The following is a 24,930-nucleotide window of genomic DNA, read 5'->3' as shown; positions in this document are numbered from 1 at the left end:
GGGTGGCCGGCCTCTCGCACGACGACGTCAGGTGGCGCTGATCGTGCCGGTCGCCAGCAGGCAGATCAGCAGGCTGCCCAGCGCCACCCGGTACAGCACGAACACGTACAGCGTGTGGTGGGCGACGTAGCGCAGCAGCCACGCGATGGCCGCGTAGCCGACGGCGAACGCGATGAGCGTCGCGATCACCATCTGCGCCACGCTCGGCGCGGCGGTGCCCGGCGCGGACGGCTCGAAGACGTCCGGGAGGCTGAACACGCCGGAGATCACCACGGCCGGGATGGCCAGCAGGAACGAGTAGCGGGCCGCGGTCTCCCGGGTTAGGTTGAGCAGCAGGCCCGCGGTCAGGGTGCCGCCGGACCGGGAGACGCCGGGGACCAGCGCCGCCGCCTGGGCGAAGCCCATGATGACGCCGTCGCGCATCCGGAAGTTCTCCAGCGTACGGGTCTGCCGGCCCCAGTACTCGGCGAAGGCCAGCGCGATCGCGCCGAGGATCAGCGTGGTCGACACCAACCGCAGGTCACGGCCGGCGGTGCGGATCTGGTCCTTGAACAGCAGCCCGAAGATGCCGATCGGGATGGTACCGACGATGACGTACCAGCCCATCCGGTAGTCGAGGCTGGACCGCACCGAGCGGTCGACCAGGCCGACGAACCAGGTCCGGACGATCCGCCAGATGTCCTTGGCGAAGTAGATCAGGACGGCGGCCTCGGTGCCGAGCTGGGTCACCGCGGTGAACGACGCGCCCGCGTCCCGGCCGAAGAACAGCTCCGAGGTGATCCGCAGGTGCCCGGACGAGGACACCGGAAGGAACTCGGTCAGCCCCTGGACCAGGCCCAGGACGATGGCCTCGATCCAGGTCACTCGCCGACTCCGGACAGCTCCAGCGCCTCGGCGACGGTACGCAGGGTCTGCACCCCACTCTCCCGGTCGGCCACGAACAGCGACACCGACAGCGTGGTCACGCCCGCGGCGGCGTACTCCCGCATCCGCTCGGCGATGCGCTCCTTCGGGCCGAGCAGCGAGGTGCGGTCGATGAACTCCATCGGTACGGCGGCGGCCGCGTCGCGCTGCCGCTTGGCCAGGTAGAGGTCCTGGACCTCGCGGGCCGCGTCGCCGTAGCCCATCCGGGTGGCGAGCTGGTTGTAGAAGTTCTGCTTGCGGCTGCCCATGCCGCCGACGTACAGCGCGGCGTACCAGCGCACCAGCTCGGCGCAGGTGGCGATGTCGTCGCCGACCACGACCGGCACGGACGGCACCACGTCGAAGCCGGCCAGTTCCTTGCCCGCCGCCGCGCGCCCGGCCCGCACCGAGGCGAGGTGCTCCTCGGCGAACTCCGGGGAGTAGAAGACGGCCAGCCAGCCGTCGGCGATCTCGCCGGCCAGCTCCAGGTTCTTCGGGCCGACGGCGGCCAGGTAGATCGGGATGTGCTCGCGCGGCGGGTGGAAGCCCAGCCGCAGCGCCTTGCCGGGGCCGTCGGGCAGCGGCAGCGTGTAGTGCTCGCCGTCGTACGCGACCTCCTTGCGGGCCACCGCGAGCTTGACGATGTCGACGTACTCGCGGGTGCGGGCCAGCGGCTTGGCGAACCGCACGCCGTGCCAGCCCTCGGAGACCTGCGGGCCGGACACGCCCAGGCCGAGGCGGAACCGGCCGCCGGAGAGCGTGTCGATGGTCGCGGCGGTCATCGCCGTCATGGCGGGGGTACGGGCCGGGATCTGCATGACCGCGGAGCCCACGTCGATACGCTCCGTCTGACCGGCGATCCAGGCCAGCATGCTCGGCGAGTCCGAGCCGTACGCCTCCGCGGCCCAGACCACCGAGTAGCCGAGCCGGTCCGCCTCCTGGGCCAGCGCCAGGTGGTCGAAGGGCGTGCTCCACGCCGTCTGGTATCCGAGGTTGAGCCCGAGTCGCACTGATCCTCCCACCGTCCGCACCACAGGTCGCATCAGGTTACGCAATGAGCGTGGCGCCCTTGACGTCCGGCTCGCCCCGAACATGTCACACCGGGTGGAGGTCGCGCGGGAAGTTGACTGCGGCGAGGATATCCGTGACGCCGGGTTCGAAATAAGGTTCACGCATGCAACAGCGACCGCTCGGCCGAAGCGGGCTGGCGGTATCGCGGCTCGCGCTCGGCACCATGACCTGGGGACGGGACACCGACGCCGACGACGCGGCCGCCCAGCTGAAGAGTTACCTCGACGCGGGCGGCAACCTCGTCGACACCGCCGACGTGTACGCCGACGGCGACGCCGAGTCGGTGATCGGCTCCCTGCTGGGCAGCCTGGTGGACCGCGACGAGCTGCTGATCGCCACCAAGGCGGGCCTGCGGCCGGGCAGCCGCCGCCGGGACGGCTCGCGCGGGCATCTGCTGCGCACGCTCGACGCCTCGCTGCGCCGGCTCGGCACCGACCACGTCGACCTGTGGCAGGTGCACGGGTACGACCCGGACACCCCGCTGGAGGAGACGCTCTCGGCGCTGGACCACGCGGTGTCCAGCGGGAAGGCCCGCTACGTGGGTGTGTCGAACTTCTCCGGATGGCAGACCGCCCGGGCCGCCGCCTGGCAGGCCGCCTGGCCGGGGCGGGCGCCGGTGGTCGCCGCGCAGGTGGAGTACTCGCTGCTGGAGCGCGGTGTGGAGCGGGAGGTGCTGCCCGCCTGCGCCGGGATGGGGCTGGGTGTGCTGCCCTGGTCGCCGCTGGGCCGGGGCGTGCTGACCGGCAAGTACCGCAACGGCCGCCCGGCCGACTCGCGGGCGGTGTCGCCGCACTTCGAGCGGTTCGTCGCGACGTACCTGGAGCCGCGCTGCTCCAGCATCGTGGAGGCGGTCGCGATCGCGGCCGGCGGGCTCGGCGTGTCGCCGCTGGAGGTGGCGCTGGCCTGGGTGCGGGACCGGCCGGGCGTGACCGCACCGATCCTGGGCGCCCGGACCGTCGGGCAGTTGCTCGGCGCGTTGCAGGTGGAGCGGATGACGCTGCCGGAGGAGATCGTCACGGCGCTGGACGACGTGTCGGCGGTGCCGGTGGGCTACCCGGAGCGCGACGGCTGAGCCGTACGAGGGCGATCCGGGTCACCCGCAGGGGGTGGCGGAGGGCCCGTGACCTGGGCAGCATAGGGGCATGGACTACGAATACGCGCCGCTGCGGTTGCCCTCGAACGTCGATCGGCTGACCGCCGCGGCGCAGCTGGCGATCCAGGCCGAGTTCTCCGGCTGGGAGCTGGCCCGGGTGCGGCTCTACCGGGACGGCACGCGGCAGGTGGTGCTGCGGCGCCGCCTGGTCAACCAGTCGCAGCCGGGCCTGTCGTACTGACGACGGGCCCGTCCCCGGGGCCGCGCGACGCGGCGCCGCCCCGGGGACGCGCACGGCCTAGTGCGCGTGGTCGTGCTCCTCGTCGAGCTCCATGAACGGGTGCTCGTCGAGCCGGCCGACCAGCCGGTCGTCGGCGGCAGGCTGGAACGGGCCGACCGGGTCGTCGTCGTCGAACGACTCCAGGTCGACGGGGGTGCCGACCTCGCTGACCATCACCACACCGTCCAGCGGCTCCAGCTCCGGCACGTCGAGCGCGGACAGCGAGCCGTCGCCGCTCTGCAGCAACTCCAGCACCGCCTCGCCGACCCCCTCGACCGGCGCCGGCTCGTCCTCCTCCGGGGTGCCCTCCCGGCGGGCCGCCTCGGCCGCGCGCAGCAGCGCGGCGACGCTGGGCACCCGGTAGTCGCGCCGCTGCCGCACCGAGATGACCCGCGGGTGCGGGTCGGTGGGCTCGCCGCCCTCGACGGCGCCGAAGCGCTCGTCGGCCTCGTCCGGGTCGATCGACTCCACGTCCCAGGGCGTCACCTCGCCGAACGCGTCGAGCAGCTGCTCGTCGTAGGCGAACGAGGCGTTGTTCAACGCGACGTACGCCTGCCAGACGGCGTCGTCGTCGATCCGGCCCTGGGCGGCCCGGACGGCGGCCAGGTGGGCGCGGGCGGCGTCGATCACCCGCTCGAGGGCGGCGTCCAGCTCACCGTGCTGGTCGGTCATGTGTGGCAGTCCCTTCGCGATGGGGGGAGGTTCCGCGCCGGCGGCGCCGCGGCGGGCGCGGTCAGCAGGTACGGAGGAAGCGGTCCAGAACCCGCACGCCGAACTGTAGTCCGTCCAGCGGAACCCGCTCGTCGATGCCGTGGAACAGGCCGGAGAAATTGAGGTCGGCGGGCAGCCGCAGCGGCGCGAAGCCGAAGCAGCGGATGCCGAGCTGGGAGAACGCCTTGGCGTCGGTGCCGCCGGAGAGCATGTACGGCACCGGGTGCGCGCCCGGGTCCTCGGCGCGCAGCGCCTCCGACATGTGCGCCACCAGGTCACCGTCGAACGTGGTCTCCAGGGCCGGCTGGCGCTGGACGTACTCGATGGCGATGTCCGGCCCGACCAGCTCGCGCAGCTGCCGTTCCAGTTCCTCGCTCTGCCCGGGCAGGCTGCGGCAGTCGATGGTGGCGGTGGCCCGGCCGGGGATGACGTTGTCCTTGTAGCCGGCGGCCAGGCGGGTCGGGTTGGCGGTGTTGCGGACGGTCGCGCCGATGATGTTGGCGATCGGGCCGAGCTTGGCGATCGCGGTCTCCGGGTCGTCCGGGTCGATCTCGATGCCGAGCACGTCGGAGACCTCGGCCAGGAACGCCCGTACGGTGTCGGTCATCACCACCGGGAAGCGGTGCCGGCCGATCCGGGCAACCGCCTCGGCGAGCGCGGTGACCGCGTTGTCGTCGTGCACCATCGAGCCGTGGCCGGGCCGGCCCTTGGCGTGCAGGCGCAGCCAGTCGATGCCCTTCTCGGCGGTCTCGATCAGGTAGAGGCGGCGCTGCTCGTCGACCGAGTAGGAGAAGCCGCCGACCTCGCCGATCGCCTCGGTGCAGCCGTCGAACAGGTCACCGTGCCGCTGGGTGAGGAAGTGCGCGCCGTAGTCGCTGCCGGCTTCCTCGTCGGCGGTGAACGCGAGCACGATGTCGCGCCGGGGCCGGACGCCGGTGCGCTGCCAGTCGCGGACCACGGCGAGCACCATCGCGTCGAAGTCCTTCATGTCGATCGCGCCGCGGCCCCACAGGTAGCCGTCGCGGATCTCGCCGGAGAACGGGTGCACCGACCACTCGTCCGGGTCGGCGGGCACCACGTCGAGGTGGCCGTGCACCAGCAGCGCGTCGCGGCCGGGCTCGGTGCCGGGGATCCGGGCGACCAGGTTGGCCCGGCCGGGCGCGGATTCGTGGATCTCGGCGTCGACGCCGACCTCGGCGAGCTTCTCCGCGACGTACTCGGCGGCGAGCCGCTCCCCCGCGCTGGTGTCGTTGTCGCCGGTGTTCGTGGTGTCGATGCGCAGCAGGTCGCGGCAGAGGTCGACGACCTCGTCGGTGGCGTCGGGTCGGGCGGGGGCGGCGTCGCTCGTCATCGCTTCCTTATACCAGCAGGTGAGGTGGGCGCGGGCCGCCGGTGGCCCGGCGGCGGTTTCGCGGCACGCCCGGCCGGGTACCGCCGGACCGCCCGGACATCGACTCCGGCCGTCACGAGGAGGGCACCATGACCGTCCCCCTGCCGCCGCTGCCGCCCGCCGCCGACGACGCGTACCGGCCGGGTGGGCGCAGCGTCGCCGACCTCGTGGACACCGAGCACCGGGCGCTGCTGGGGCTGGCCGACCGGGTCACCGACCCGGCGCTGGACGCCACCGGCCGGCGCGAGGTGCTCGACGTGCTGACCGCCGCGGTGTCCCGGCACCTGTCCGCCGAGGAGCAGTACCTGTTCCCGGCGGCGCGCGCCGCCATGCCGGACGCCGCGGAGCTGGTCGAGCGGGAGATCGAGGCGGACGCCGGGCTGCTGACCGCGCTCAAGGATCTGTCCGGCGCCGACGACCCGGCGGTCGCGGACGTGGCCGAGCGGGTACGCCGGCACGTCAGCCGCGTCGCGGCGCTGGTCACGCCGCTGCGCGAGGTGGCCAGCGACGCCGAGCTGATCCGGCTGGGCAACCGGTGGGAGATCGCGGAGGAGGCGGCGCCGACCCGGCCGCACCCCGGCACGCCCGCCACTCCGCCCTGGAACAAGATCGTCGAACCGGCCGTCGGGGTGCTGGACAAGGTGCGCGACGCGGTCACCGGACGGCGTACCCGGCTGAGCGACCTGGAGCACCACCGCCAGGGGTGAGCCGATCGCCCCTTCCGTGTATCGGTTCGTGGTCCTACCGTCACGGTATGGATCTGGAGCTGCGACACCTGCGTGTGGTCTGCGCGATCGCGGAGACGGGGAGCGTCACCAAGGCCGCCTCGGCGCTCGGCCTGGCCCAGCCGGCGCTGACCGCCCAGCTTCAGCGGATCGAACGGGCGCTGGGCGGGCCGTTGTTCGAACGGGACCGCCGTGGCGCCCGCCCCACCGCGCTGGGCGAGCTGGTGCTGGACCGGGCCCGGGTGCTGCTGCCGGCGATGAAGGGCCTGCGGGACGAGGCGGCCCGGATGGCCGGCGCGGGCGATCCGCTGCGCCGGTACCGCTTCGGCGGAGTGAACAGCCCGATCCTGGGGCGGCTGGTGCACCGGCTCGCCGCCGAGCGGCCGGACGCGCAGATCACCACGTACGGCTCCTGGTCGGTGGACGAGCTGGCGCAGATGGTGGCCGGTGGCCGGCTCGACTTCGCGCTGACCGGCGTGTGCGGCGACTCGACGCCGTCGGCCGGGTTCGGGCTGAGCTGGCGGGAGGTGGCGGTGGAGCCGATCTGCGTGCTGCTGCCGCAGACCCACCCGCTGGCCGGCCGCGCCGACGTCGACCTGGTCGACCTGCGGCGTGAGCGGTGGGTGGCCGCGCCGGGCGACGGCTGCTTCGGCGACTGCTTCGCCGCCGCCTGCGCCCGCTCCGGCTTCACCCCGAAGAAGGTGTACGAGGCGGACGTGCGGGCCGCGCTGGACCTGGTGGACGCGGGCGAGGCGGTGGCGTTGTGCCAGGCCACGTTCCGTCCGGTGGCCGGTCTGGTGACCCGCCGGCTCGCCGGTACGCCGCTGCGGTGGCGGCTGCTGCTGGGCTGGCATCCGGACGTGCCGGCCGCGGCGGTGGCCGAGCCGGTGCTGGCGGCGGCGGTCGCGGCGTACACCGACGCGCTGGCGAACCATCCGGAGTACCTGGGCTGGCTGCTGGCGCACCCGGAGTTCGGCGTGCAGCCCAACGGCTCGGGCGGGGTGCGAATCGCCTGAACCCGGGTAACACCGGCGACATGACTGATCTGTATCCGGCCGCCGACCAGCGGGAGCTGCTGCGCCAGGCGGCCACCGCGCACACCACCGCCTCCGCCGAGGTGGAGGCGTTCCTGCGCCGGTTGCCGGAGGTGCCGGGGCCGGCCGACGTGACCGAGTACGCCAACCTGCTCAGCCGCGAGGAACGCGCCCGCGCCGACCGGCAGGCCGCGGCGGACGCGGCCGGGCTGCGGCTGCCCAGCCTGGAGTCGGAGTAGCAGACGGCGCCCGGGCGGGTGGTCCGCCCGGGCGCCGCCGTACCGGCTCAGCGTTCGACGAGCACGTCGTGACCGAGGTCGAGCAGGGCGTGGCGCCACTCGTCGTCGGCGTTGCCCCGGCGTGGCCGCTGCGCGGTCAGCTCGCGGATCCGGGTGATTGCCTCCCGCATCACCTCGATGTCCTCCGGCGTGAGGTCCACCTTGCGCTTGCGCAGCACGGCGAGGATCTGCCGGCCCGGCTCGGGCAGGTCCAGGTCCGGGCCCGGACCGAACGCCTCCTCCCCCGAGCCGCGGGTCAGCAGCCACTGCCGCAGCGTCTCGGAGGACACGTTCACCTCGGCGTGGAAGTCGTCCCAGATCACCTCGACCTCGGGGTCGAGTCGCGCCTCGCGTACCATCACGCCTCCTCTCCCGGCGGCGGCCCGGATGCCGGCTCGCCCTCGTTCGGTGTGTGCTGCTTCAGGCCCTCCGGCGGAATCCGCACCCGGGACGGGTTCGCCGTCGGGGTCGCCTCGATCGGCTCGCCGGCCCCGATGTCCTCGTCGGGGATCTCCTCGGGTTCGGTCATGTCCGCCCTCCGGTCCTTCGGTGACGGCCCGTCCCGGCCCGGCCGGGACGGGCCCCGGCCGGTCATCGGGGATGGGACGTGGTGGCCGGCGTGTAGCCCCGCTCACCGGCGGTGACGTCGAAGACGAGCTGGTCGTCGCGGGTGTCGACGGTGACCTTCTGCCCGGGCGAGATCTCGTTCTCCAGCAGCATCCGGGACAGCCGGTTGTCGACCTCGCGCTGGATCACCCGGCGCAGCGGGCGGGCCCCGAACTCGGGCTGGTAGCCGTGCTCGGCGAGCCAGTCGACGCCGGCGGTGCTGAAGTCGACCTGGATGTCCTGGGCGTGCATGCGACGGCGGGTCTCCTCCAGCAGCAGCCCGGTGATCTGGCGCAGCTGCTCGGCCTCCAGCCGCTGGAAGATGATCACCTCGTCGATGCGGTTGAGGAACTCCGGGCGGAAGTTCTCCTGGAGCCGGCGCATCAGCCGTTCCCGCAGCTCGTCGTTCTCCTGCTCGCCGGGGGCACCGCTGGCGAAGCCGACGGTGCGCTGGGTGCCGGTGATCAGCTCCGAGCCGAGGTTGCTGGTCATGATCAGGACGGTGTTCTTGAAGTTGACGGTGCGGCCCTGGCTGTCGGTGAGCCGCCCGTCGTCGAGCACCTGGAGCAGGATGTTGAACACGTCCGGGTGCGCCTTCTCGATCTCGTCCAGCAGCACCACCGCGTACGGGCGGCGCCGCACCGCCTCGGTGAGCTGACCGGCCTCCTCGTAGCCGACGTACCCGGGCGGGGCGCCGACCAGCCGGCTGACCGTGTGCCGCTCCTGGAACTCGCTCATGTCCAGCCGGACCATCCGGTCCGCCTCGCCGAACAGCGCCTCGGCCAGCGCCCGGGCCAGCTCGGTCTTGCCGACGCCGGTCGGGCCGAGGAACAGGAAGCTGCCCATCGGCCGGTCCGGGTCGGCCAGGCCGGTACGGGAGCGGCGTACCGCCTCGGAGACGGCGCTGACCGCGTCGTCCTGGCCGATAATCTTCTCGTGCAGGTGCCCCTCCAGGCGCAGCAGCCGGTCGCGTTCCTCCTCGGTGAGCTGGGTGACCGGGATGCCGGTGGCCCGGGAGACCACCTCGGCGATCTCCGTCGGGCCCACCTCGGGCACGTGGTTGGGGCCCTCGTCGCCGCGGGCGCGGCGGACCTGGTCCTCCAGTTCGGCGAGCCGGTCGCGCAGCGCGGAGGCCCGCTCGTACTGCTCGTCGGCGACCGCCTGCTCCTTGTCCCGGCGGGTCTCGTCGAGCTGCTGCTCCAGCTCGCGCACGTCCTCGGCCGGGGTACGGGTACGCAACCGCACCCGCGCCCCGGCCTGGTCGATCAGGTCGATCGCCTTGTCCGGCAGGAACCGGTCGGTGACGTACCGGTCGGACAGCTCACCGGCGGCGATCAGCGCCTCGTCGGTGAACCGGACCTGGTGGTGCGCCTCGTACCTGTCGCGCAGGCCCCGCAGGATCGCGATGGTGTCCTCCACGCTCGGCTCGGGCACCAGCACCGGCTGGAACCGGCGGGCCAGCGCGGCGTCCTTCTCGATGCTGCGCCGGTACTCGTCCAGCGTGGTCGCGCCGATCACCCGCAGCTCGCCACGCGCCAGGGCCGGCTTGAGCATGTTCGACGCGTCCATCCCGCCCTCGCTGCCGGCGCCGCCCGCGCCGACCAGGGTGTGGATCTCGTCGAGGAAGACGATCAGCTCCTCGCGGTGGGCGCGGATCTCGTCGATCACCTTCTTCAGGCGCTCCTCGAAGTCGCCCCGGTAGCGGGTGCCGGCGACCAGGCCGGACAGGTCGAGCTGGATCACCCGCTTGCCGATCAGCGTCTGCGGCACGTCCCCGTCGCAGATCCGCTCCGCCAGGCCCTCCACGATCGCGGTCTTGCCGACACCGGCCTCGCCGATCAGCACCGGGTTGTTCTTGGTCCGCCGGGACAGGATCTCCACCGCCTGCTCGATCTCGTCGGCCCGGCCGATCACCGGGTCGATCTGGTCCATCCGGGCCAGCTCGGTGAGGTCCTGGCCGTACTGGTCGAGGGTCGGGGTGCCGCGGTCCGGCCGCGGGGCGTTCGTCGCGCCGCGCTCGGCGCTGGCCGCCTGCAACGACTCGGGCTGGATCCGGCCGGCGGCGAGCATCCGCCCGGCCGGCGACTCGGGGTTCAGCGGCAGCGCCATCAGGATGTGCTCGGGACCGATGTAGTTGGCGCCCATCGCCCGGGACAACTGGTGCGCGTCGAGCAGCGCCCGCTTCGCCGCCGGGGTGAGCGACAGGTTCGGCGGCACCTCACCCCGCGGCGCGCCCTCGCCGCGCCCGCCCAGCGCGCCCAGCAGCGCGTCCGGGTCGGCGCCGGCCCGGCGGACCAGGTCGCGCAACGGCTCACGCTGCAACGCCGCCCAGAGCAGATGGTCGGTGTCCAGGTCGTTGCTGTGTTTCTGGGCGGCGCGGCGGGCCGCGTCGGCGAGCATCTCCCGGGCGTCGGCGGTCATCAGGCGGGTGATGTCGACCCGGTGCGCCGGCCGGCGTCCCCCCTCGCCCCGGCCGAAGTATCGGGCCAGGAACTCGTCCCAGGGGTCGTTGCCGAAGTCACCCGGTCCCATCATCTCGTCCTCCGCAGTCAGTCGGCACGACCGGCACCCGGCACGCGCGGCACGGTCGGCGGTGGCTACCCGGCGGTCGGCGCGACAAACGCGACCGGATGGCAGGCTGGGGGCATGGAGAGCAGACCGCTGCTGGTCGTGGACGGCGCGAACGTGGTGGGCTCGCGCCCGGACGGCTGGTGGCGGGACCGGGCCGGCGCGGCGGCCCGGCTGCGCGACGCGCTGGCGTCCCTCGGGGACGCGGGTGTGCCGCCGGAGCTGCCGCCACCGGTGCAGGTGGTGCTGGTGGTGGAGGGCGCGGCCCGGCACGTGCCGCCGGCGCCCGGCGTGGACGTGGTCTCCGCGCCCGGCTCCGGCGACGACACAGTGGTCGAGCTGGTCGCCGCCGCGCCGGAGCGGCGGCGGGTGGTGGTCACCGCCGACCGCGAACTGCGCGAGCGGGTCACCGCGCTCGGCGCGGAGGTACGCGGCCCGCGGTGGCTCGGCCGCTAGGCCGGCGGTCCCGCGAGCGGGACCGCGGTGTCCGCCGGCAGGACCGCCGGCCGAGGTCTTCGCGCACGTCAGCGCGGGAACCGGACACGAGGGCCGCAACCACGCGAGGGTGGATGTTCGTCCACCCGTTCCGATGGGTTGTAATGGAGATCTCTTTCGCCCCCAGGAGGTCCCCGTGGCGAGCGTCGCCGAGCTGAAGGCCGCCATCGATGTCGCTCTCCAGCAGATCGGTGACGGCCAGACAGCGGTGCAGGCCGCCGGCGAGAAGCTGGCCGAGGCGCAGCAGACCCTGGCCGGCGCGCTGGAGGGCAGCGGCCACGAGACGGTCGAGGCGGCGCAGGCCTCGCTGACACAGGCCGGCCAGGAGCTGGAGGAGTGTCTGGCCGCGACACTGGTCGCGGTGGAACAGGCACAGCTCTACGTCGCGACGCTCTGAGGCCGGCCGTGTCCATCGTCGAGGACATCGGCGCGCAGGTGCGCGCCGCCGCCGAGGAACTGCCGCTGGCACAGCTCGCCGCCGCGTTGGAGAAGCTCGGCCAGGCGCAGGAGCGGCTGCGCTGGGTGCGCCAGGAGTCGTCCGACCCGATGGGGGTGCCGGAGCTGTCCTCGGCCACCGAGCACGCCGAGACCGCCGGTTACGCGCTGCGCGTGGCGCAGGAGCAGCTCACCGCGTACCTGGCCGCGATCGGGCTGGCGCCCGACGGCGCGCGGCCGGCGCCGCCGGGCGAGCGGCCGCCGAAGCACGACACGCCGCGCGGCGAGGAGCCGCCCGCCCCCGGCCCGGCCGCCGAGCCGGGCGAGCAGCCGGCGGTACGGCGCTGGTGGGCGGTGCGGGTGGCGGAGCTGACCGGCGGCCGGGAGGGTGCGCCGGACGAGCCGGACGAGCGCGTCGTGGACTCCCACGAGCTGCTGCGCCGGGTGGCCGCCGGGGTCCGCTCCGGCGATCGGGACCGGCTGCACCGCGAGTTGCGCCGGGCGCACGCCGACGTGGGCCTTGGGCTGGCCGCGATCACTCCGCCGCTGCTGCGCGAGCTGGCCGGTGAGCTGCTCGGCCATCCGCCCCGCGCGGACGACCTGCCCCGGCTGCGCGGCGCGCTGGACTCCCGGGTCCGCGACCTGCTGCCCGGGCTGCCGCGGCCGGTGCTGGACACGCTGCTGACCCGGGTGTGCCGGATGCCCCCGCCACGCCGCGACGACGACGCGGAGCAACCGCACGCGGCCGACCCGGCGGTCACCGCCGGCGTGCTCACCGGCGTGCTGCTCGACCGGCTCGGCCGGGACCTGCCCAAGGACACCGACGACCGGGAGCCGTCCCGTGGCTGACGTCCGCGCTCGACTGGTGACGCGGGTCCGGGGGATGCTCTCCGAGGCCCTCGGCGCCACCCGTACCCGGCTCGCCAACGCCGAGGCCGACCTGGCCGCCGGGCGGGAGCGGCTGGCCCGTACCCGCCGGGCCGCCGCCGCGGTGCCCGCCCGGGTGGGCGCCGCCCGCGACCGGCGCCTGGCCGAGATCGGCGCCCGGCACACCGCCCGCCTCGCCGAGCTGGCCCGGCGGGCCGCCGCCGCGGCGCAGCGGGAGGCGCCCGGCGCGGCGTCCGCGCCGTGGGACCGCTGGCAGGCCACGCCCGCCGGCCGGTCCGAGCCGCCGGGCGCGTTGCGCGTCGGCACGGTACGCCTCGACGGCGCCGAACCGGTGCCCGCGCTCGTCCCGCTGCTCGACGCCGGGCACGCGCACCTGGCCGGCCGCGACCGGGACGGCCTGGCCGCTGTGGTGCCGGCGCTGCTGCTGCGCTCGGTGGGACGGGCCGACCCCGGCGCGGTTCGGCTCTACGGGTACGACCCGGAACACCTGGGCGGCGGGCTGGCCGGCTTCGCGCCGCTGGGCACGGCCGGGCTGCTCACGTTCGTCGGGCCGGGCGGGCTGGGCCGCCTGCTGGACGACCTGGTGGAGCAGATCCGCCGGATCAACGCCACTGTGCTCGCCGGTGAGTACGGCTCGCTGCGCGAGCTGGCCGCCGCGACCGGACGCCGCCCGGAGCCGTGGCGGGTGGCGGTGCTGCTCGGCGGCGACGAGCTGTCCCGGCACGAGCGCGGCCAGCTCGACCGGGTGGTACGGACCGGGGCGGCCTGCGGCGTGCACCTGGTGGTCCGCGGCATCGAGCTGCCGGACGACCCGACCGTCACCCGGATCACCGTGGAGCCGGACGACGCCCGGGTGGCCGGGCTGCCGGTGGTGCTGGACGCGCCGCCGCCGCCCGCCCTGGTCACCGAGACCTGCCGCACCGTCGCGTCCCGGGTGGCCGCCGGCCCGCCGCCGACGCCGTTCACCGACCTGCTCCCGCCGCCGGACGAGTACTGGCGGGAGGACTCCGCGCACGGCCTCAGCGCGCCGATCGGCGAGGGCCCGCACGGGCGGCAGGTGCTGCTCACGCTCGGCGACTACCCGCCGCACGCCCTGATCGGCGGTCCGTCCGGCACCGGCAAGACGAACCTGATCTTCGCCTGGATCGGCGCGCTCGCCGCCCGCTACTCCCCCGCCGAGCTGGAGTTCTATCTGCTGGACTTCAAGGAGGGCGTGTCCTTCGCCCGGTTCGCGCAGGGCCGGCGCGACCCGAGCTGGTTGCCGCACATGCGGCTGGTCGGCATCAACGTCAACACCGACCGGGAGTTCGGCCTGGCGCTGCTGCGCTTCCTCGCCGAGGAGCTGCGCCGGCGCGCCGACGCGGCGAAGAAGCACGAGGTCACCAAGCTGGCCGAGCTGCGCGCGGTGGACCCGGACGGGCACTGGCCGCGCATCGTGGCGGTGGTCGACGAGTTCCAGGCGCTGCTCGCCGGGCGGGACGTGGTCGCCCGGGAGGCCGCCGACCTGCTGGAGGACCTGGCCCGGCGAGGCCGGTCGCAGGGCATCCACCTGGTGCTGGCCTCGCAGGACGTGCGGGGCATCGAGGCGCTGTGGGGGCGGCCGGCGCTGGTCGCCCAGTTCACGCTGCGGATCGCGCTGCCGAAGGCGCTGCGCATCCTGGCCGAGCGCAACGACGCGGCGCAGTCGCTGCCCCGCCACCACGCGGTGATCAACGCCGAGTCGGGCCTGGCCGAGGGGAACGAGGTGGCCCGGATCCCGTCGGCGAGCGACTGGGAGACGTGGAGCGAGCTTCAGCACCGGCTGTGGCGGATGCGCCCGCAGGACGCCGCGCCGGCCCGGCTGTTCGACGGCGACGCGATCCCGAAGCTGGCCGACGCGCCGGACTTCCGCGCGCTGACCGCGCCGGAGCAGGGCGTGCCGCGCAGCCCGGTGGCGCTGCTCGGCGAGATCATCGACGTGCAGTCCCGCTCGGCGGCGCTGCGGCTGCCCCGCGCGCCGGGCCGCAACCTGGCGGTGCTCGGCACCCGGGTGGACGAGGCGTGCGCGGTGCTCGACGCCGCCGCCCGCTCGCTGGCCCGGCAGTACCGGCCCGGCACCGCCCGGTTCTCCATCGCCTGCCTGGACCCGGACGCCGACCCGGCCGCCCGCGCCCTGTACGAGGACCTGGAAGGCGACGCCTCCTGGTACGACGAGGAGACGGTGCCGGAGCTGATGGCCGAGGTGGGTGACGGGCTCGGTGCGCCGGGTGCGGCGCGTACCCCGCACTTCCTGCTGCTGTACGCGGTGGACGCGGCCGCCGCGGCGCTCGCCGGCAAGGCCGGTACGCGCACCGGGCTGGAGCAGCTGCGCCGGATCCTGCACGACGGGCCGGAGCGGCGTACGCACGTGCTGGCGTGGTGGCGTGGCGTGGCCCGGATGCGGGTCGACCTGGGCGGCGCGGGCGCGCGCACGGATCAGATCGGCGCCTGGGTGGCACTGGACGTGCAGGGCGGTGAGCTGGGCTCCTCGCTGTATCCGGGCAGCGGCGGGCCGGACTGGTATCCCCGGCCGTGGCGCGGTCTCTACTTCGACCGGGCGGTGCACCGCACCGGACAGGTGATCATCCCTTATGGTCCCTCCCGATGAACGAACCGGTTGCCAGTGAGACGTACAGCGCGCAGATCCGCCGGCTCGCCGAGCTGACCGCCCGGGTGGCCGCCCAGCGGGCCGAGGCGCACACCTGGTACGACCAGCAGGTGGCCGCCGCCGACCGGGCGGTCGCGGAGGCGGTCGAGCAGGTGCGGCAGGCCGAGGCGGAGGTGGCCGAGGCGTCCCTGCTGGTGGAGCGCGTCGACGGCGAGGTCACTCACCTGTGGGCGCAGTTGCGGGCCCGGCTCGGCGGGAGCGCGCGGCGGCTGGGCGACCCGCCCGGCCCGGTGCGTGGCGCGGCCGGTGACCCGGTGCCGCTGCTGCGGGCGGTCCGGGAGCTGCTGGACCGCACCGGGGCACCGGGCGAGCTGCCCGGTTCGGTGAACCCGCTGCTGGTCGCATGCGGGATCGGCGGGGCGCTGGTGGCGTACGCGCTGGGGGTGGGTGCGCGGGCGCTGGCGGCCGGTTCCAGCGGCGACCTGGCGGTGGGCCTGCCGGTGCTGGCGCTGGTGGTGACGCTGCTCGGTCCGGTGATCGGGCTGGCGCCGGCGCGGCTGCTGGCCGACCGCCGCCACGCGGTGCTGACCCCGCGCCCGATGATCGTGGTGGCCGTCTCCGGCCTGGTGACGACACTGCTCCTGCTGACGGTGACCTACACCCGCTGACCGCCCGGGCCGGGGCCGCCCGTCGATCATGAGGCCGGCGCGGCGACACGCCGTCGCGCCGCCGGTCGACCTCATGATCGGGCCCGTCAGGCGGGGGTCAGGATCGCCTCCTTGAGCAGGCGGCGGGTCAGGGTCAGGCGGTCGGCGTCGTCGTCCAGGCCGGGCAGGTCGCCGACCCTGGTGACCTCGCCGGTGAGCAGCGCCCGCAGCGCCGCCTCGCAGGTCCCGGGGAGCGTGAGCGTGCGGTCCGGCACGCGCAGCGTGACCCGTCCGTCGGCGGCCGGGGCGAGCTGCCAGCGCAGCCCGCCGCGTACCGCCACCTCGCTGTCCGCTGTGAGCCGGGCCAGCGCCTGCGCCTGGGCCAGCGGCCGGATCGGCGCCGGGCGGGCGGCCGGCCAGACCCGGGCACGCAGCCGGCCGGCCACCGCCGCCGGGTCGGCCCGCAGCAGCCAGTCGCGCAGCGCCTCGACGGTCTCGGTCAGTTCCGGCTCGATCGCGTCCGGGTCGGCCAGGTCGAGCCCGAACGGCAGGCTCGCGCGCAGCCGCGCGTCCTCGGCGGCGAGCGCGAGCAGCTCCTCGACCACTGCGTACCGGGTCAGCGCCCGGATGCCCACGGTCAGGTGCAGCGAGCTGGACTCCTGCGCCTGGGCGCTGTGCAGCCAGCCGCGCGGCAGGTAGAGCGCGTCGCCCGGTTCGAGCACCACGTCCAGTTCGGGTCGGCCCTCGGCGGTCGCGGAGACCTCGTCGGCCCGGCCGCCCCAGGGCTGGCGTTCCAGCGGGTCGGCCAGCACCGGCGGGTGGATCCGCCAGTGCTTGCGTCCGTCCACCTGGAGCACGAACACGTCGTGCGTGTCGTAGTGGGTGGCGAAGCCCTGGCTGCCGGCCGGCGTCAGGTAGGCGTTCACCTGCAACGGCTGGGCCAGCGCGGTGCCCAGGTCGCGGGCGAAGTCGACGATCGCCGGCCAGGTGCGGTGCAGGCCCTGCAGCACCAGCGTCGCCCCGTCGGCGTACAGCGCCAGCACCTTCTCGTCGAGGACCTGGTCGCCGATCTCGGCGCCCGCGCCACCGCCGCCGGTGAACCGCGCCGCCGGCACGAGCTGGCCGTCCTTCGCCACCCGCAGGAACGGGGTACGCAGGCCGCGGCGGCTGAGCAGCTCGTCGGCGTCGGCGGGGCTGAGCAGGTCGGTGAAGCCGTCGGCGTTCGGCAGCTCGGCGGCGCGGGACAGCAGCGGACTGCGCCCCCAGTGGTCGGCGGCGAACTTGGCCGGCTCCACCGCCACGCACCGGGCCAGCGCCTCGGTCGCGGAGAACGGAACCGCCGGGCGGCCGTGGCCACCCGGCGGGTCGACGTGCGTGGTGCTCATGCGTCAGGCGCTGCCGTCGGCGCCGCCGTCGTGCTGACCGGGGGTCGCGCCGCCGTCGGCCGGACCCTCGGCGCTGCCGTCCGCGCCACCGTCGTGCTGACCCGGGGTCGCGCCGCCGTCAGCGGGGCCCTCGGCGCCGCCGTCCGCGCCACCGTCGTGCTGACCCGGAGTCGCGCCGCCGTCGGCCGGGCCCTCCGCGCCGCCGTCCGCGCCACCGTCGTGCTGACCCGGGGTGGCACCGCCGTCGGCGGGGCCCTCCAGGCCGCTGCCGCCGCTGCTCTGGATGTCGTCGTCGTTCAATGCCATGGGTGCTCCCTCGGTGTGCCGCCCCGCGTGGTGCCGGGGTCCGTGTGCAGCGGGTGGTACCCCACGCCCGATCTTCTCTAACCACACCGTAGACGCCCGGACGCCGCCGTACGGACGGTTCGCGGGGCAAGCGGCGGGAGTGGGCGAGTGCCAGGATGGCGGGAGGACGACGCGAGGAGACGCACGTGACGCAGCCGGAGCCGCTCACCCCGCTGACCGAGGACTGGCAGCGGGCGCTCGCAGTGGTGGCCCACCCCGACGACCTGGAGTTCGGCGCCGCCGCCGCGGTGGCCCGCTGGACCGGACAGGGCAAGGAGGTCGTGTACTGCCTGCTCACCAGCGGCGAGGCGGGCATCGACGGGATGACGCCGGAACGCGCCCGGGTGGTGCGCGAGGAGGAGCAGCGGGCCTCCGCCGCCGTGGTCGGGGTGTCGGAGGTCGATTTCCTCGGCCTGCCGGACGGGCTGCTGGAGTACGGCGTGCCGCTGCGCCGGGCCATCGCCGCCGTAGTGCGCCGGCACCGGCCGGACGTGGTGCTGACGAACAACTTCCGGGAGACGTGGGACGGGGCGTACGCGCTGAACCAGGCCGACCACATCGCCTGCGGCCGGGCCACGCTGGACGCGGTCCGCGACGCCGGCAACCGGTGGATCTTCCCAGAACAGCTCACCGACGGTGTCCAGCCGTGGTCGCGGGTCCGCGAGGTGTGGGCGGCCGGGTCGCCGGTGGCCCGGCACGGGGTGGACGTGACGGACACGTTCGACAAGGGCGTGGCGTCGCTGCGGGCGCACGGGGCGTACCTGAGCGGGCTCGGCGACGGCGGTTTCGACGCCGAGGAGTTCCTGGAGGGCATGGCCCGGCCGGCCGGGCGCCGGCTCGGCGCGCGGTTCGGCGCCACGTTCGAGGTCTTCCAGATCAACCTTCAGTAGGGCGCGGCGATGTTCCTGGTCGGCACCTCGGGCTGGCCCGGCGGGCCGGGCTGCCGGTGTCCCGCACGCCCGCGGCCCGCCCCGCCGAGGGGGCGGGACGGGCCGGTCCGGTGCCGGATCAGGGAATCATCTGACGCAGGTCACCCGGCATGGTGGCCTTCACGTCCTCCCACTCGCCCTGGGTGACGTGCCGCCGCAGCGTGTCCAGCACGACCTGCACCACCCGCTGCGCGCCGCCCTCGGCGTCGTACGGGAAGCCCTGGCGCACCTCGTACAGGAAGTCGTCGCGGTTGAGCTTGATCGGCACGTTCTCCGGCTGCCAGCCGTCGAAGTAGATCCCGCGCACCAGCACCGGCAGCTGCTGGGCGAACTCGGTGCTCTCCTGCACCGGCAGCCGGTCCCGCAGCAGGTGCAGCACCGTACGCAGCGCGGCGTAGGACTGGTTGCGCCGTTCCTTCGGCCAGCCGTACGCGGACTCGATCTCCTTGAGGATCACGTTCGTCTTGTCCAGCGAGGACTCGAACGCGGACAACAGCTGTTCGGCCATCGGTCTCACCCCCGTGCTTCGGTCTCCCAGCGTCGGTCGTCGGCGCGGCGCGGCGGACCGCTGGGGCCCCGCCACAACCGGGTCGGGCTGAACCGGCCGGGCCGTTCGCCCCGCCGTGGCGCCTCGGAGCTGCCGACCACGTGCAGTACGCCACCGCGGCGTCGGTCCGCCACCACCCGTACCGTCATGACCCACCTCCTCGTCGCGGCGCCCGAGCCGGCGCCCACTGGTCCATGCTGCGGCGGGGGCGGGTGAGCGGGCCTCACCCGGACCGGGTGAGACGCTCAGGCGTCCAGCAGGCCGGCGAGTGTGGTGGCGTTGCGCTGCGCGTAGTCCTGGTAGCAGTTGTTCATCAGGACGTGTGTCTGCCCGGTCTGGCCGGCCAGCTCGCGCAGCTTCGGCGCCCAGTCGCGCAGCTCCCGCTCGGAGTAGTCGTAGCCGAACTTCTCGTGGATGTCCTTGCTGGTCCACTTGTCGCTGTGGCCGTGGAACCGCACCACCGCGAGGTCCGCGGTGGCCGCCAGCACCGGCGGGACGGACGACTTGTGTCCCTGCGGCATGTCCACGCAGACGAACGGCAGCTCGTGCTCGCGCAGGAAACCGAGCGTCTCCTCGGCGTTGTCGCCGTCGAACCAGGAGGCGTGCCGGAACTCGAAGACCGGGCGCAGCGGCGCGCACCGCCGCGCCACCTCCAGCAGGTACTCCTTGTTGGCCCGCTTGATGGTGAACCAGGGCGGGAACTGGAACAGCAGCGCGCCCAGCTTGCCGGCCTCGACGAGCGGGTCGAGGGCGGACAGGAACCGGGTCCAGACCTCCTCGTACGCCTGCGCGGGCAGGTCGTCCGGGTAGACGTTGCGCTTGTCGGTCTCCGGCCGCAGGTCCTTGTAGAGGGCGGAGACGCGGGTGGGGTGGCCGGTCAGCAGGCTGAAGGCCTTGACGTTGAACGTGAACCCGGCCGGGGAGCGTTCGGCCCACAGCCGGGCGGTCCGCTCGGCCGGCGGCGAGTAGTAGGTGGCGTCCACCTCGACCAGCGGGAACTGCCGGGCGTAGTAGGACAGCCGCTTCTCCGGCGTGTCGGCGCTAGCCGGGTACCAGCCGGAGTCGAGCAGGGTCCGGTCGGTCCACGAGGCGGTGCCCACCTTGATCTCACCCATGGTGGCAGTCCACCGCGTCGGGGACCGACCGGCAACCGGAACGGCGTTCAGGCAGCCCGCCGCTCCCGGGTCTGCTTGCAGGTCACACAGGAGGTGGCGGACGGGAAGATCTCCAGCCGCTCCACCGGGATGGGCGCGGTGCAGCCCTCGCAGAAGCCGTAGGTGCCCTCGTCCAGGCGGGTCAGCGCGTGCTCGAACTGGGCCCGCCGGTCCAGAATGGTCCGCAGCAGCGACTGCGCGGTGTCCCGCTCGGCGGTCTTGGTGCCGCTGTCGGCCTGGTCGTCGCCGGCGGTGTCGCCGACCTCCACCAGCCGCAGCACCTGGCTCTGCGCCATGGTCTGCTCGTACTCGGCGGTCAGCTCGTCGTACCGCGACCGCAGGGACTGCCGGATCTGGTCGACCTCCGCCTGGGAGCGGCCGGTGGCTGTCGTGTCGTGGACGAGCATCGCTGCCTGCCTTTCCTACGTCCTCATACCGGACCGGGGCGGCCAGCGCCCCGGACCCGGTCCGACTGTGTAAGCGCGGGTGACGAGATCACCCGTGCTCTGTGAGCCGGGCGATTACCCCCGCCCGCGGCGGACCAAACCGGCTGTTTCCTGAGTGTTTCCGGTGAGTCCGCAGCCGCTGGTCAGGCGGCCTCGACGAGCGCCGGACGGCGCGGGTCGTCGGCCCGGACGACCACGTCGGCGAAGGCCGCGGGGTCGACCTCCTCGGCGTAGCGGGCGAAGGCGGGCAGGGTCCACCGCAGCTCGGGATCGGTACGTCGCGCGAGCGCCGCCGGGGAGAGCACGAGGTGGACGGTGACGTCGAACGGCAAGGAGCCGCCGAGCAGCAGCGCGCCGCTGACCAGCACCACCCCGCCGGGTGGCAGGTCCACGTACGCGGCGCGGCTGGCCCGGTCGGCGTCGGCGTCCCACAGCGACGGCAGCAGCCGGCCGGAGCCGTCCGGGCCGGCCGGGTCGAGCACCTCGCGGCGCAGCCCTGGTTCGTCGAGCCAGCCCTCGTAGTACGCGTCCGGGTTGGTGCGGCCGTGCTCCAGGCGTACCGAGGCGGGGCGGAGGAAGTCCTCGGCGCGCACGTGCAGCACCGGCCGGCCGGCGGCGCGCAGCGGGTCGACGAGCGCCTCGGCGAACACGTCCGGCCCGGCGGCGGGCGGGCCGTCCACGGCGACCCGGAGCCGGCCGGGCGTCCCGGTGCGGGCGAGACGCTCGGCCAGCTCGGTGACGAGCAGGTCGGGGCTGATCGGGCGCACACGCATCGGACCATCGTGCCGCGCGGGCGGGCGGGTCACCACATGATCGCTCCGGGCGGTCGGGGCTCCGTCCGGCGGCGGTCGTCGGGTGGTGGTCCCGGTGCTCAGCCGGTGCGGTCGATGGTGACCCGGGCGTCGTCGGCGAGCCGGTAGCCGACGCCGTAGACGGTGGTGACGAGCGGGACGTCCACACCGACCTTGCCGCGCAGCCGGCGTACGTGCACGTCGACGGTGCGGACGCCGGCGTGCTCGTACCCCCAGACCGCGTTGAGCAGTTGCAGCCGGGTGAACACCCGGCGCGGGTGGGCGACCAGGTGCAGCAGCAGGTCGAACTCCAGGCGGGTCAGCGGCAGCGGCTCGCCGTCACGCAGCACCGACCGGGACGACGCGAGGATGTGCAGGGTCGGGATGGTCGGGGCGAGCGGGCGCGCCGGGGCGCGGCCGGCCGGGACGGCGTCGGGCCGGCGCTCGGCCGGGACGGTGCCCGCGCTGACCACCGCGTCGCCGCGTTCGAGCATCTCGCGGGCGGCGTCGAGCAGCCGGCGGGCGGCCGGGGTGAGCGACTCCTCGCAGGCCAGGGGGATGGTGAGGGTGACGGTGAGCATGGGCGCGGCGGCGGTGTTGGCGGGACGGCGCTGGCCGCCGGGGGGACGACCGGGGACCGCGGGTTGGGACGTATGCCATCCGGCGCGCGACGAGGCGGGGCTGACCGACATGGTCCTCCTTGGGCTGGTCCGGGTATCTCCCCACGGCCCGGGACGCCGCTTCATCGATGCTTCCCGGCGTCTCTGCGAGGGTCAAGGGGCGGCCGCGTTGCATGAATGTGACATTTGACGAACACATCGCAGCCGTGCGCTCGCTCTGCGTGCGAGGCCCGTTGATTACAGCAGAGCACCGATTCGCGGTGGTACGGGGGGTCTCCCCGGGGGTTCACAATGGCGGATCAGCGGCGGACGTGAACGCGGCGCACCCCGGGTCCGGGTGCGCCGCGTTCGGGTCGGCCGAGGTCAGGCGTCGGCGTCCACGACGATCTCGGCGTCGTCGGCGAGGCGGTAGCCCACGCCGTACACGGTGGTCACCAGCGGCGTGTCCGGCCCGAACTTGGCCCGCAGCCGGCGGACGTGCACGTCGACGGTGCGCGCCACCGCGTGTTCGTAGCCCCAGACGTTCGCGAGAAGTTGCAGTCGGGTGAACACCCGGCGGGGATGTTCGGCGAGGAACAGCAGCAGGTCGTACTCGATGCGGGTCAGCGGGATCTCGGCGCCGCCGTGGCGGACGCGCCGGGTGCCGGTGAGGATGCGCACGCCGCCGGGGGCGGGCGCCGCGGTGGCGGGCGCGTCGCCGCGGCGCAGGTCGAGCACGGTACGGGCGGCCGGGCGGCCGTCCGGTCCGGCCGGCCCTTCGCCGGACGCGGCCGCTCCCTCCCCGGATGCGGCCAGCTCGTCGAGCAGGTCGACCAGGCGCGCGAGGCCCGGCGTCAGCGGCCCGGCACCCAGGTCGAGCGTGATGGTGAGCGTCGGTGCGGTACGCGGCCGGGGCGGCACGGCCCGGTCGGGGCGGCCCGATCGGGCCGGACGGGTGGTGAGGGCGACGACGGACATGGGAGCCTCCTGTGCGGGCGGTCGCCCCGCCCCGCCGGGTGCGGCGGGACGGTCAGCGGAGCGCCCCGCCGGCGGTGACCGGGGGCGCGGCGGACGAGGGTCGGGTCGGCGGGTTGGGACCGAGGGTGGGCAGGCCGGCGATCTGCCAGGCGGCGAAGCCGCCGACGACGTCGGTGGCCCGGTGCAGGCCGACGTCCTGGAGCGCGGCGGCGGCCAGCGACGAGGTGTAGCCCTCCTGGCAGAGCACGATCACCGGGACGTCGTAGCCGGTCGCCTGTGGCAGCCGGGCCGCGCAGCGCGGGTCGAAGCGCCACTCCAGCACGTTGCGCTCGACCACGAGCGAGCCGGGCACGGTGCCCTGCGCGGCGCGCTGGGCGGCCGGGCGGATGTCCACCAGCAGCGCGCCGCCCCGGCAGGCCAGGTGGGCCTGCTCCGGGTCGAGGCGACGCAGGCGGGCCCGGGCGGCGGCGAGGATCTCGTCGATGCCCCGCGAGCCGGGCGGCGGGACCGGACAGCGGTCGGTCGCGGTGGTGGGGGTCTGCTGCGCCATCGTGGCGTCCTTCCGTTCGTCGGGGTTGCGGCGGCGGCTCACCAGGCCACACCGGCTCGGGCCACCTCGGCGACCCGGAGCCGGCCGGCGACGAGGTGGTAGCGGGTCATCCGGGTCAGCGCCGGCCGGTACACGTGCACGCTGACGGCGGGCTCGTCGCCGCGGTTGGTGACCTGGTGCACGTGCCGTGCGCCGAAGCGCCGGCCGGCGCCGGCGGCGAGCCGGTGCGGGCGCAGCCGTCCGCCGCCGACCGTCTCCTCGGTGAGCACGCCGGCCACGACCAGGAACGCGCCGGCCGAGCCGCCGTGGTCGTGCAGGTCGGTGCCCTGTCCGGGCAGCCAGCTCAGCGCCCACACCTCGTGCTCGTCGCCGGCGTCCAGCCGGGCGTACCACCGGTCGGACGCCTCGAAGCGCAGCGGCACCGGCCAGCCGTCCGGGTCGGCCCAGCGGGCGGCGACGGCGAGCAGGTCGGCGGGAGCGGTGCTGGTCATCGGCGGGACGTCCTCACGGTGCGGAGCGGGTGTGCTCCCCCCAGCTTAGACGGTAAAGCCTATCGATTTAGTAGGTATTACCGAATGCTGGGACGAGAGGCGCGCTCACCGCCGCACCGGCGGCTCCACCTTGTAACCCGGCACCGACGGCCAGCGGACGGTGAGCACCGTGGACTCCCGCTCGGCGTACCAGGAGTGGTCCACGCCCCGGCCCCACACCACGTAGTCACCGGGCGCGCGCAGCACCACCGTCCGGTCCGGCAACTCGATCCGGAACGCGCCGCTGATCAGCACCAGCAGGGCGGTACGCCGCTCACCGGTGGCCCACCGGGACCGGGTCTCCCCCGCCGGGTGCACGCCCCACTTCACCTCCACGTCGGTGCTGTGCCGCACGTCCCCGGGCGGCTTGAAGTGACCCAGCAGCCAGCCCGCGTCGGTCGCGCCGTCCACCGCCGCGTTGCCCACGTACACCCGATCGTCCATGTGCGCGCCCCCCGTGCCCGGCTGCGCAAGCTACCAGGCGCGTCCGGCCGCGACGCCATAGCCTGGGCGGATGCCCGACGAACTCGACGACGAGACCATCGCCTTCGCCCACCGGATGTTCGACCTGGCGCGGGCCGGCGCCACCGAGGAGCTGGCGGCCAACGTGGACGCCGGGCTGCCGGTCAACCTCACCAACGCCAAGGGCGACACACTGCTGATCCTCGCCGCGTACCACGCACACCCGGACACGGTGACCGCGCTGCTGGCCCGGGGCGCCGACCCGGCCCGGGTGAACGACAGGGGGCAGACCGCGCTCGCCGCGGCCGTGTTCCGGCGCCAGGAGGCGGCGGTCCGCGCGCTGCTCGACGCCGGCGCCGACCCGGACCACGGCGGCCCGTCCGCGGTCGAGACCGCACGCTTCTTCGAGCTGCCCGACATGCTGGCGCTGCTCGGCCGCGCGTGACCGGCGGGCGGTATACAGG

The 24,930-nt window shown here is 74.7% G+C and carries 30 protein-coding genes; 12 read left to right on the top strand and 18 right to left on the bottom strand.

What is annotated here, in order from left to right; translation table 11 throughout:
- Positions 1 to 27: 27 nt before the first annotated feature.
- Entirely contained in the window at positions 28 to 864 is an 837-nt protein-coding gene (locus CLT75_RS06335; protein ID WP_135239928.1) for an undecaprenyl-diphosphate phosphatase, read from the bottom strand.
- Positions 861 to 1,913, bottom strand: coding sequence for an LLM class F420-dependent oxidoreductase (locus CLT75_RS06330; RefSeq protein WP_135239927.1), 1,053 nt, complete (start codon positions 1,911 to 1,913; stop codon positions 861 to 863). The genes CLT75_RS06335 and CLT75_RS06330 overlap by 4 nt, the downstream gene beginning before the upstream one ends.
- 164 nt (positions 1,914 to 2,077) lie before the next feature.
- On the opposite strand from CLT75_RS06330, the gene CLT75_RS06325 reads away from it, so the two are divergent.
- Both CLT75_RS06325 and CLT75_RS06320 read left to right on the top strand, forming a co-directional pair.
- The gene (locus tag CLT75_RS06325; protein WP_013286071.1) at positions 2,078 to 3,046 is read left to right on the top strand and encodes an aldo/keto reductase; all 969 of its coding nucleotides are present in this window, start codon (positions 2,078 to 2,080) and stop codon (positions 3,044 to 3,046) included.
- Positions 3,047 to 3,116: 70 nt separating this feature from the next.
- The gene (locus tag CLT75_RS06320) at positions 3,117 to 3,308 is read left to right on the top strand and encodes a DUF5703 family protein (protein WP_030274256.1); all 192 of its coding nucleotides are present in this window, start codon (positions 3,117 to 3,119) and stop codon (positions 3,306 to 3,308) included.
- 57 nt (positions 3,309 to 3,365) lie between these two features.
- Here CLT75_RS06320 and CLT75_RS06315 read toward each other — a convergent pair whose 3' ends face one another.
- Together CLT75_RS06315 and CLT75_RS06310 are read right to left on the bottom strand one after the other, a co-directional pair.
- Positions 3,366 to 4,019 carry a hypothetical protein gene (locus CLT75_RS06315; protein WP_013286069.1) on the bottom strand — a complete coding sequence of 218 codons (654 nt, stop codon included), beginning with the start codon at positions 4,017 to 4,019 and terminating at the stop codon, positions 3,366 to 3,368.
- A 61-nt stretch (positions 4,020 to 4,080) separates the two neighbouring features.
- On the bottom strand, positions 4,081 to 5,409 hold the full coding sequence (locus CLT75_RS06310) for a M20/M25/M40 family metallo-hydrolase (protein WP_135239926.1): 1,329 nt from the start codon (positions 5,407 to 5,409) through the stop codon (positions 4,081 to 4,083).
- A 128-nt stretch (positions 5,410 to 5,537) separates the two neighbouring features.
- On the opposite strand from CLT75_RS06310, the gene CLT75_RS06305 reads away from it, so the two are divergent.
- Genes CLT75_RS06305 through CLT75_RS06295 form a run of 3 tightly spaced genes read left to right on the top strand, consistent with a single transcriptional unit; the run spans position 5,538 to position 7,446 of the window.
- Entirely contained in the window at positions 5,538 to 6,155 is a 618-nt protein-coding gene (locus tag CLT75_RS06305) for a hemerythrin domain-containing protein (RefSeq protein ID WP_135239925.1), read from the top strand.
- 47 nt (positions 6,156 to 6,202) lie between these two features.
- The gene (locus tag CLT75_RS06300; protein WP_013286066.1) at positions 6,203 to 7,189 is read left to right on the top strand and encodes a LysR family transcriptional regulator; all 987 of its coding nucleotides are present in this window, start codon (positions 6,203 to 6,205) and stop codon (positions 7,187 to 7,189) included.
- Positions 7,190 to 7,209: 20 nt separating this feature from the next.
- Positions 7,210 to 7,446, top strand: a complete 237-nt coding sequence (locus CLT75_RS06295) for a hypothetical protein (protein ID WP_013476980.1) — start codon at positions 7,210 to 7,212, stop codon at positions 7,444 to 7,446.
- Between the two features lie 47 nt (positions 7,447 to 7,493).
- Here the strand turns inward: CLT75_RS06295 and CLT75_RS06290 are convergent, their stop codons facing one another.
- The 3 genes from CLT75_RS06290 to CLT75_RS06285 all read right to left on the bottom strand — a co-directional run bounded on the left by CLT75_RS06290 (position 7,494) and on the right by CLT75_RS06285 (position 10,626).
- Positions 7,494 to 7,844 (bottom strand): DUF3140 domain-containing protein, encoded by a 351-nt coding sequence (locus tag CLT75_RS06290; RefSeq protein ID WP_135239924.1) that lies wholly within the window; start codon positions 7,842 to 7,844, stop codon positions 7,494 to 7,496.
- Positions 7,844 to 8,014, bottom strand: coding sequence for a hypothetical protein (locus CLT75_RS32560; protein WP_167796886.1), 171 nt, complete (start codon positions 8,012 to 8,014; stop codon positions 7,844 to 7,846). Before CLT75_RS32560 ends, CLT75_RS06290 begins: the two co-directional genes overlap by 1 nt.
- A 62-nt stretch (positions 8,015 to 8,076) precedes the next feature.
- Positions 8,077 to 10,626: an ATP-dependent Clp protease ATP-binding subunit gene (locus tag CLT75_RS06285; RefSeq protein ID WP_135239923.1), complete on the bottom strand. Its 2,550-nt coding sequence runs from the start codon at positions 10,624 to 10,626 to the stop codon at positions 8,077 to 8,079.
- Positions 10,627 to 10,737: 111 nt separating this feature from the next.
- Here CLT75_RS06285 and CLT75_RS06280 point away from each other — a divergent pair, with 111 nt between their 5' ends.
- The 5 genes from CLT75_RS06280 (at position 10,738) to CLT75_RS06260 (ending at position 15,771) form a co-directional block, all read left to right on the top strand.
- Positions 10,738 to 11,115 (top strand): hypothetical protein, encoded by a 378-nt coding sequence (locus CLT75_RS06280; RefSeq protein ID WP_135239922.1) that lies wholly within the window; start codon positions 10,738 to 10,740, stop codon positions 11,113 to 11,115.
- A gap of 175 nt (positions 11,116 to 11,290) precedes the next feature.
- On the top strand, positions 11,291 to 11,551 hold the full coding sequence (locus CLT75_RS06275) for a hypothetical protein (protein ID WP_013286060.1): 261 nt from the start codon (positions 11,291 to 11,293) through the stop codon (positions 11,549 to 11,551).
- Between the two features lie 8 nt (positions 11,552 to 11,559).
- Entirely contained in the window at positions 11,560 to 12,438 is an 879-nt protein-coding gene (locus CLT75_RS06270; RefSeq protein ID WP_135239921.1) for a hypothetical protein, read from the top strand.
- Positions 12,431 to 15,103, top strand: a complete 2,673-nt coding sequence (locus CLT75_RS06265) for an FtsK/SpoIIIE domain-containing protein (RefSeq protein WP_135239920.1) — start codon at positions 12,431 to 12,433, stop codon at positions 15,101 to 15,103. Before CLT75_RS06270 ends, CLT75_RS06265 begins: the two co-directional genes overlap by 8 nt.
- The gene (locus CLT75_RS06260; protein ID WP_135239919.1) at positions 15,100 to 15,771 is read left to right on the top strand and encodes a hypothetical protein; all 672 of its coding nucleotides are present in this window, start codon (positions 15,100 to 15,102) and stop codon (positions 15,769 to 15,771) included. Before CLT75_RS06265 ends, CLT75_RS06260 begins: the two co-directional genes overlap by 4 nt.
- Before the next feature lie 86 nt (positions 15,772 to 15,857).
- Here the strand turns inward: CLT75_RS06260 and CLT75_RS06255 are convergent, their stop codons facing one another.
- Both CLT75_RS06255 and CLT75_RS06250 read right to left on the bottom strand, forming a co-directional pair.
- Positions 15,858 to 17,135: a JmjC domain-containing protein gene (locus CLT75_RS06255; protein WP_135239918.1), complete on the bottom strand. Its 1,278-nt coding sequence runs from the start codon at positions 17,133 to 17,135 to the stop codon at positions 15,858 to 15,860.
- 3 nt (positions 17,136 to 17,138) lie between these two features.
- A complete protein-coding gene (locus tag CLT75_RS06250) occupies positions 17,139 to 17,441 on the bottom strand; it encodes a hypothetical protein (protein WP_026268594.1) in 303 nt (100 codons plus the stop codon).
- 185 nt (positions 17,442 to 17,626) lie between these two features.
- Here CLT75_RS06250 and CLT75_RS06245 point away from each other — a divergent pair, with 185 nt between their 5' ends.
- Positions 17,627 to 18,370 carry a PIG-L deacetylase family protein gene (locus CLT75_RS06245; protein ID WP_135239917.1) on the top strand — a complete coding sequence of 248 codons (744 nt, stop codon included), beginning with the start codon at positions 17,627 to 17,629 and terminating at the stop codon, positions 18,368 to 18,370.
- Positions 18,371 to 18,488: 118 nt separating this feature from the next.
- On the opposite strand, the gene CLT75_RS06240 is transcribed toward CLT75_RS06245, so the two are convergent.
- The 9 genes from CLT75_RS06240 to CLT75_RS06195 form a co-directional block, all read right to left on the bottom strand.
- Positions 18,489 to 18,917: a DUF2267 domain-containing protein gene (locus CLT75_RS06240; protein ID WP_120573804.1), complete on the bottom strand. Its 429-nt coding sequence runs from the start codon at positions 18,915 to 18,917 to the stop codon at positions 18,489 to 18,491.
- Between the two features lie 284 nt (positions 18,918 to 19,201).
- Positions 19,202 to 20,071 (bottom strand): DUF72 domain-containing protein, encoded by an 870-nt coding sequence (locus tag CLT75_RS06230; RefSeq protein WP_135239916.1) that lies wholly within the window; start codon positions 20,069 to 20,071, stop codon positions 19,202 to 19,204.
- A 47-nt stretch (positions 20,072 to 20,118) separates the two neighbouring features.
- A complete protein-coding gene (locus CLT75_RS06225; RefSeq protein ID WP_128138896.1) occupies positions 20,119 to 20,517 on the bottom strand; it encodes a TraR/DksA family transcriptional regulator in 399 nt (132 codons plus the stop codon).
- A 182-nt stretch (positions 20,518 to 20,699) separates the two neighbouring features.
- Positions 20,700 to 21,329, bottom strand: a complete 630-nt coding sequence (locus CLT75_RS06220) for a nucleoside/nucleotide kinase family protein (RefSeq protein WP_135239915.1) — start codon at positions 21,327 to 21,329, stop codon at positions 20,700 to 20,702.
- 98 nt (positions 21,330 to 21,427) lie between these two features.
- A complete protein-coding gene (locus tag CLT75_RS06215; RefSeq protein WP_120570122.1) occupies positions 21,428 to 22,039 on the bottom strand; it encodes a winged helix-turn-helix domain-containing protein in 612 nt (203 codons plus the stop codon).
- 291 nt (positions 22,040 to 22,330) lie between these two features.
- Complete coding sequence (locus CLT75_RS06210) at positions 22,331 to 22,924, bottom strand: winged helix-turn-helix domain-containing protein (protein WP_135239914.1); 594 nt, start codon at positions 22,922 to 22,924, stop codon at positions 22,331 to 22,333.
- A gap of 52 nt (positions 22,925 to 22,976) precedes the next feature.
- Entirely contained in the window at positions 22,977 to 23,474 is a 498-nt protein-coding gene (locus CLT75_RS06205; RefSeq protein WP_135239913.1) for a rhodanese-like domain-containing protein, read from the bottom strand.
- A 38-nt stretch (positions 23,475 to 23,512) separates the two neighbouring features.
- Positions 23,513 to 23,965 (bottom strand): cysteine dioxygenase, encoded by a 453-nt coding sequence (locus tag CLT75_RS06200; RefSeq protein WP_135239912.1) that lies wholly within the window; start codon positions 23,963 to 23,965, stop codon positions 23,513 to 23,515.
- 105 nt (positions 23,966 to 24,070) lie between these two features.
- Positions 24,071 to 24,448 carry a cupin domain-containing protein gene (locus CLT75_RS06195; protein ID WP_135239911.1) on the bottom strand — a complete coding sequence of 126 codons (378 nt, stop codon included), beginning with the start codon at positions 24,446 to 24,448 and terminating at the stop codon, positions 24,071 to 24,073.
- Between the two features lie 70 nt (positions 24,449 to 24,518).
- Here CLT75_RS06195 and CLT75_RS06190 point away from each other — a divergent pair, with 70 nt between their 5' ends.
- Entirely contained in the window at positions 24,519 to 24,911 is a 393-nt protein-coding gene (locus CLT75_RS06190) for an ankyrin repeat domain-containing protein (RefSeq protein WP_135239910.1), read from the top strand.
- Positions 24,912 to 24,930 lie beyond the last annotated feature (19 nt).

Source organism: Micromonospora sp. CNZ285 (assembly GCF_004637285.1).
Note: the sequence above shows the minus strand (reverse complement) of the source record. Positions and strands in the feature narration are given on the sequence as shown.

Bases quoted from the DNA above. Each gene is read 5' to 3' on its own strand.
- CLT75_RS06325 (WP_013286071.1), top strand. From the start codon at position 2,078: ATGCAACAGCGACCGCTCGGCCGAAGCGGGCTGGCGGTATCGCGGCTC.
- CLT75_RS06320 (WP_030274256.1), top strand. From the start codon at position 3,117: ATGGACTACGAATACGCGCCGCTGCGGTTGCCCTCGAACGTCGATCGG.
- CLT75_RS06315 (WP_013286069.1), bottom strand. From the start codon at position 4,019: ATGACCGACCAGCACGGTGAGCTGGACGCCGCCCTCGAGCGGGTGATC.
- CLT75_RS06310 (WP_135239926.1), bottom strand. From the start codon at position 5,409: ATGACGAGCGACGCCGCCCCCGCCCGACCCGACGCCACCGACGAGGTC.
- CLT75_RS06305 (WP_135239925.1), top strand. From the start codon at position 5,538: ATGACCGTCCCCCTGCCGCCGCTGCCGCCCGCCGCCGACGACGCGTAC.
- CLT75_RS06300 (WP_013286066.1), top strand. From the start codon at position 6,203: ATGGATCTGGAGCTGCGACACCTGCGTGTGGTCTGCGCGATCGCGGAG.
- CLT75_RS06295 (WP_013476980.1), top strand. From the start codon at position 7,210: ATGACTGATCTGTATCCGGCCGCCGACCAGCGGGAGCTGCTGCGCCAG.
- CLT75_RS06290 (WP_135239924.1), bottom strand. From the start codon at position 7,844: ATGGTACGCGAGGCGCGACTCGACCCCGAGGTCGAGGTGATCTGGGAC.
- CLT75_RS32560 (WP_167796886.1), bottom strand. From the start codon at position 8,014: ATGACCGAACCCGAGGAGATCCCCGACGAGGACATCGGGGCCGGCGAG.
- CLT75_RS06285 (WP_135239923.1), bottom strand. From the start codon at position 10,626: ATGATGGGACCGGGTGACTTCGGCAACGACCCCTGGGACGAGTTCCTG.
- CLT75_RS06280 (WP_135239922.1), top strand. From the start codon at position 10,738: ATGGAGAGCAGACCGCTGCTGGTCGTGGACGGCGCGAACGTGGTGGGC.
- CLT75_RS06260 (WP_135239919.1), top strand. From the start codon at position 15,100: ATGAACGAACCGGTTGCCAGTGAGACGTACAGCGCGCAGATCCGCCGG.
- CLT75_RS06255 (WP_135239918.1), bottom strand. From the start codon at position 17,135: ATGAGCACCACGCACGTCGACCCGCCGGGTGGCCACGGCCGCCCGGCG.
- CLT75_RS06250 (WP_026268594.1), bottom strand. From the start codon at position 17,441: ATGGCATTGAACGACGACGACATCCAGAGCAGCGGCGGCAGCGGCCTG.
- CLT75_RS06240 (WP_120573804.1), bottom strand. From the start codon at position 18,917: ATGGCCGAACAGCTGTTGTCCGCGTTCGAGTCCTCGCTGGACAAGACG.
- CLT75_RS06230 (WP_135239916.1), bottom strand. From the start codon at position 20,071: ATGGGTGAGATCAAGGTGGGCACCGCCTCGTGGACCGACCGGACCCTG.
- CLT75_RS06225 (WP_128138896.1), bottom strand. From the start codon at position 20,517: ATGCTCGTCCACGACACGACAGCCACCGGCCGCTCCCAGGCGGAGGTC.
- CLT75_RS06220 (WP_135239915.1), bottom strand. From the start codon at position 21,329: ATGCGTGTGCGCCCGATCAGCCCCGACCTGCTCGTCACCGAGCTGGCC.
- CLT75_RS06215 (WP_120570122.1), bottom strand. From the start codon at position 22,039: ATGTCGGTCAGCCCCGCCTCGTCGCGCGCCGGATGGCATACGTCCCAA.
- CLT75_RS06210 (WP_135239914.1), bottom strand. From the start codon at position 22,924: ATGTCCGTCGTCGCCCTCACCACCCGTCCGGCCCGATCGGGCCGCCCC.
- CLT75_RS06205 (WP_135239913.1), bottom strand. From the start codon at position 23,474: ATGGCGCAGCAGACCCCCACCACCGCGACCGACCGCTGTCCGGTCCCG.
- CLT75_RS06200 (WP_135239912.1), bottom strand. From the start codon at position 23,965: ATGACCAGCACCGCTCCCGCCGACCTGCTCGCCGTCGCCGCCCGCTGG.
- CLT75_RS06195 (WP_135239911.1), bottom strand. From the start codon at position 24,448: ATGGACGATCGGGTGTACGTGGGCAACGCGGCGGTGGACGGCGCGACC.
- CLT75_RS06190 (WP_135239910.1), top strand. From the start codon at position 24,519: ATGCCCGACGAACTCGACGACGAGACCATCGCCTTCGCCCACCGGATG.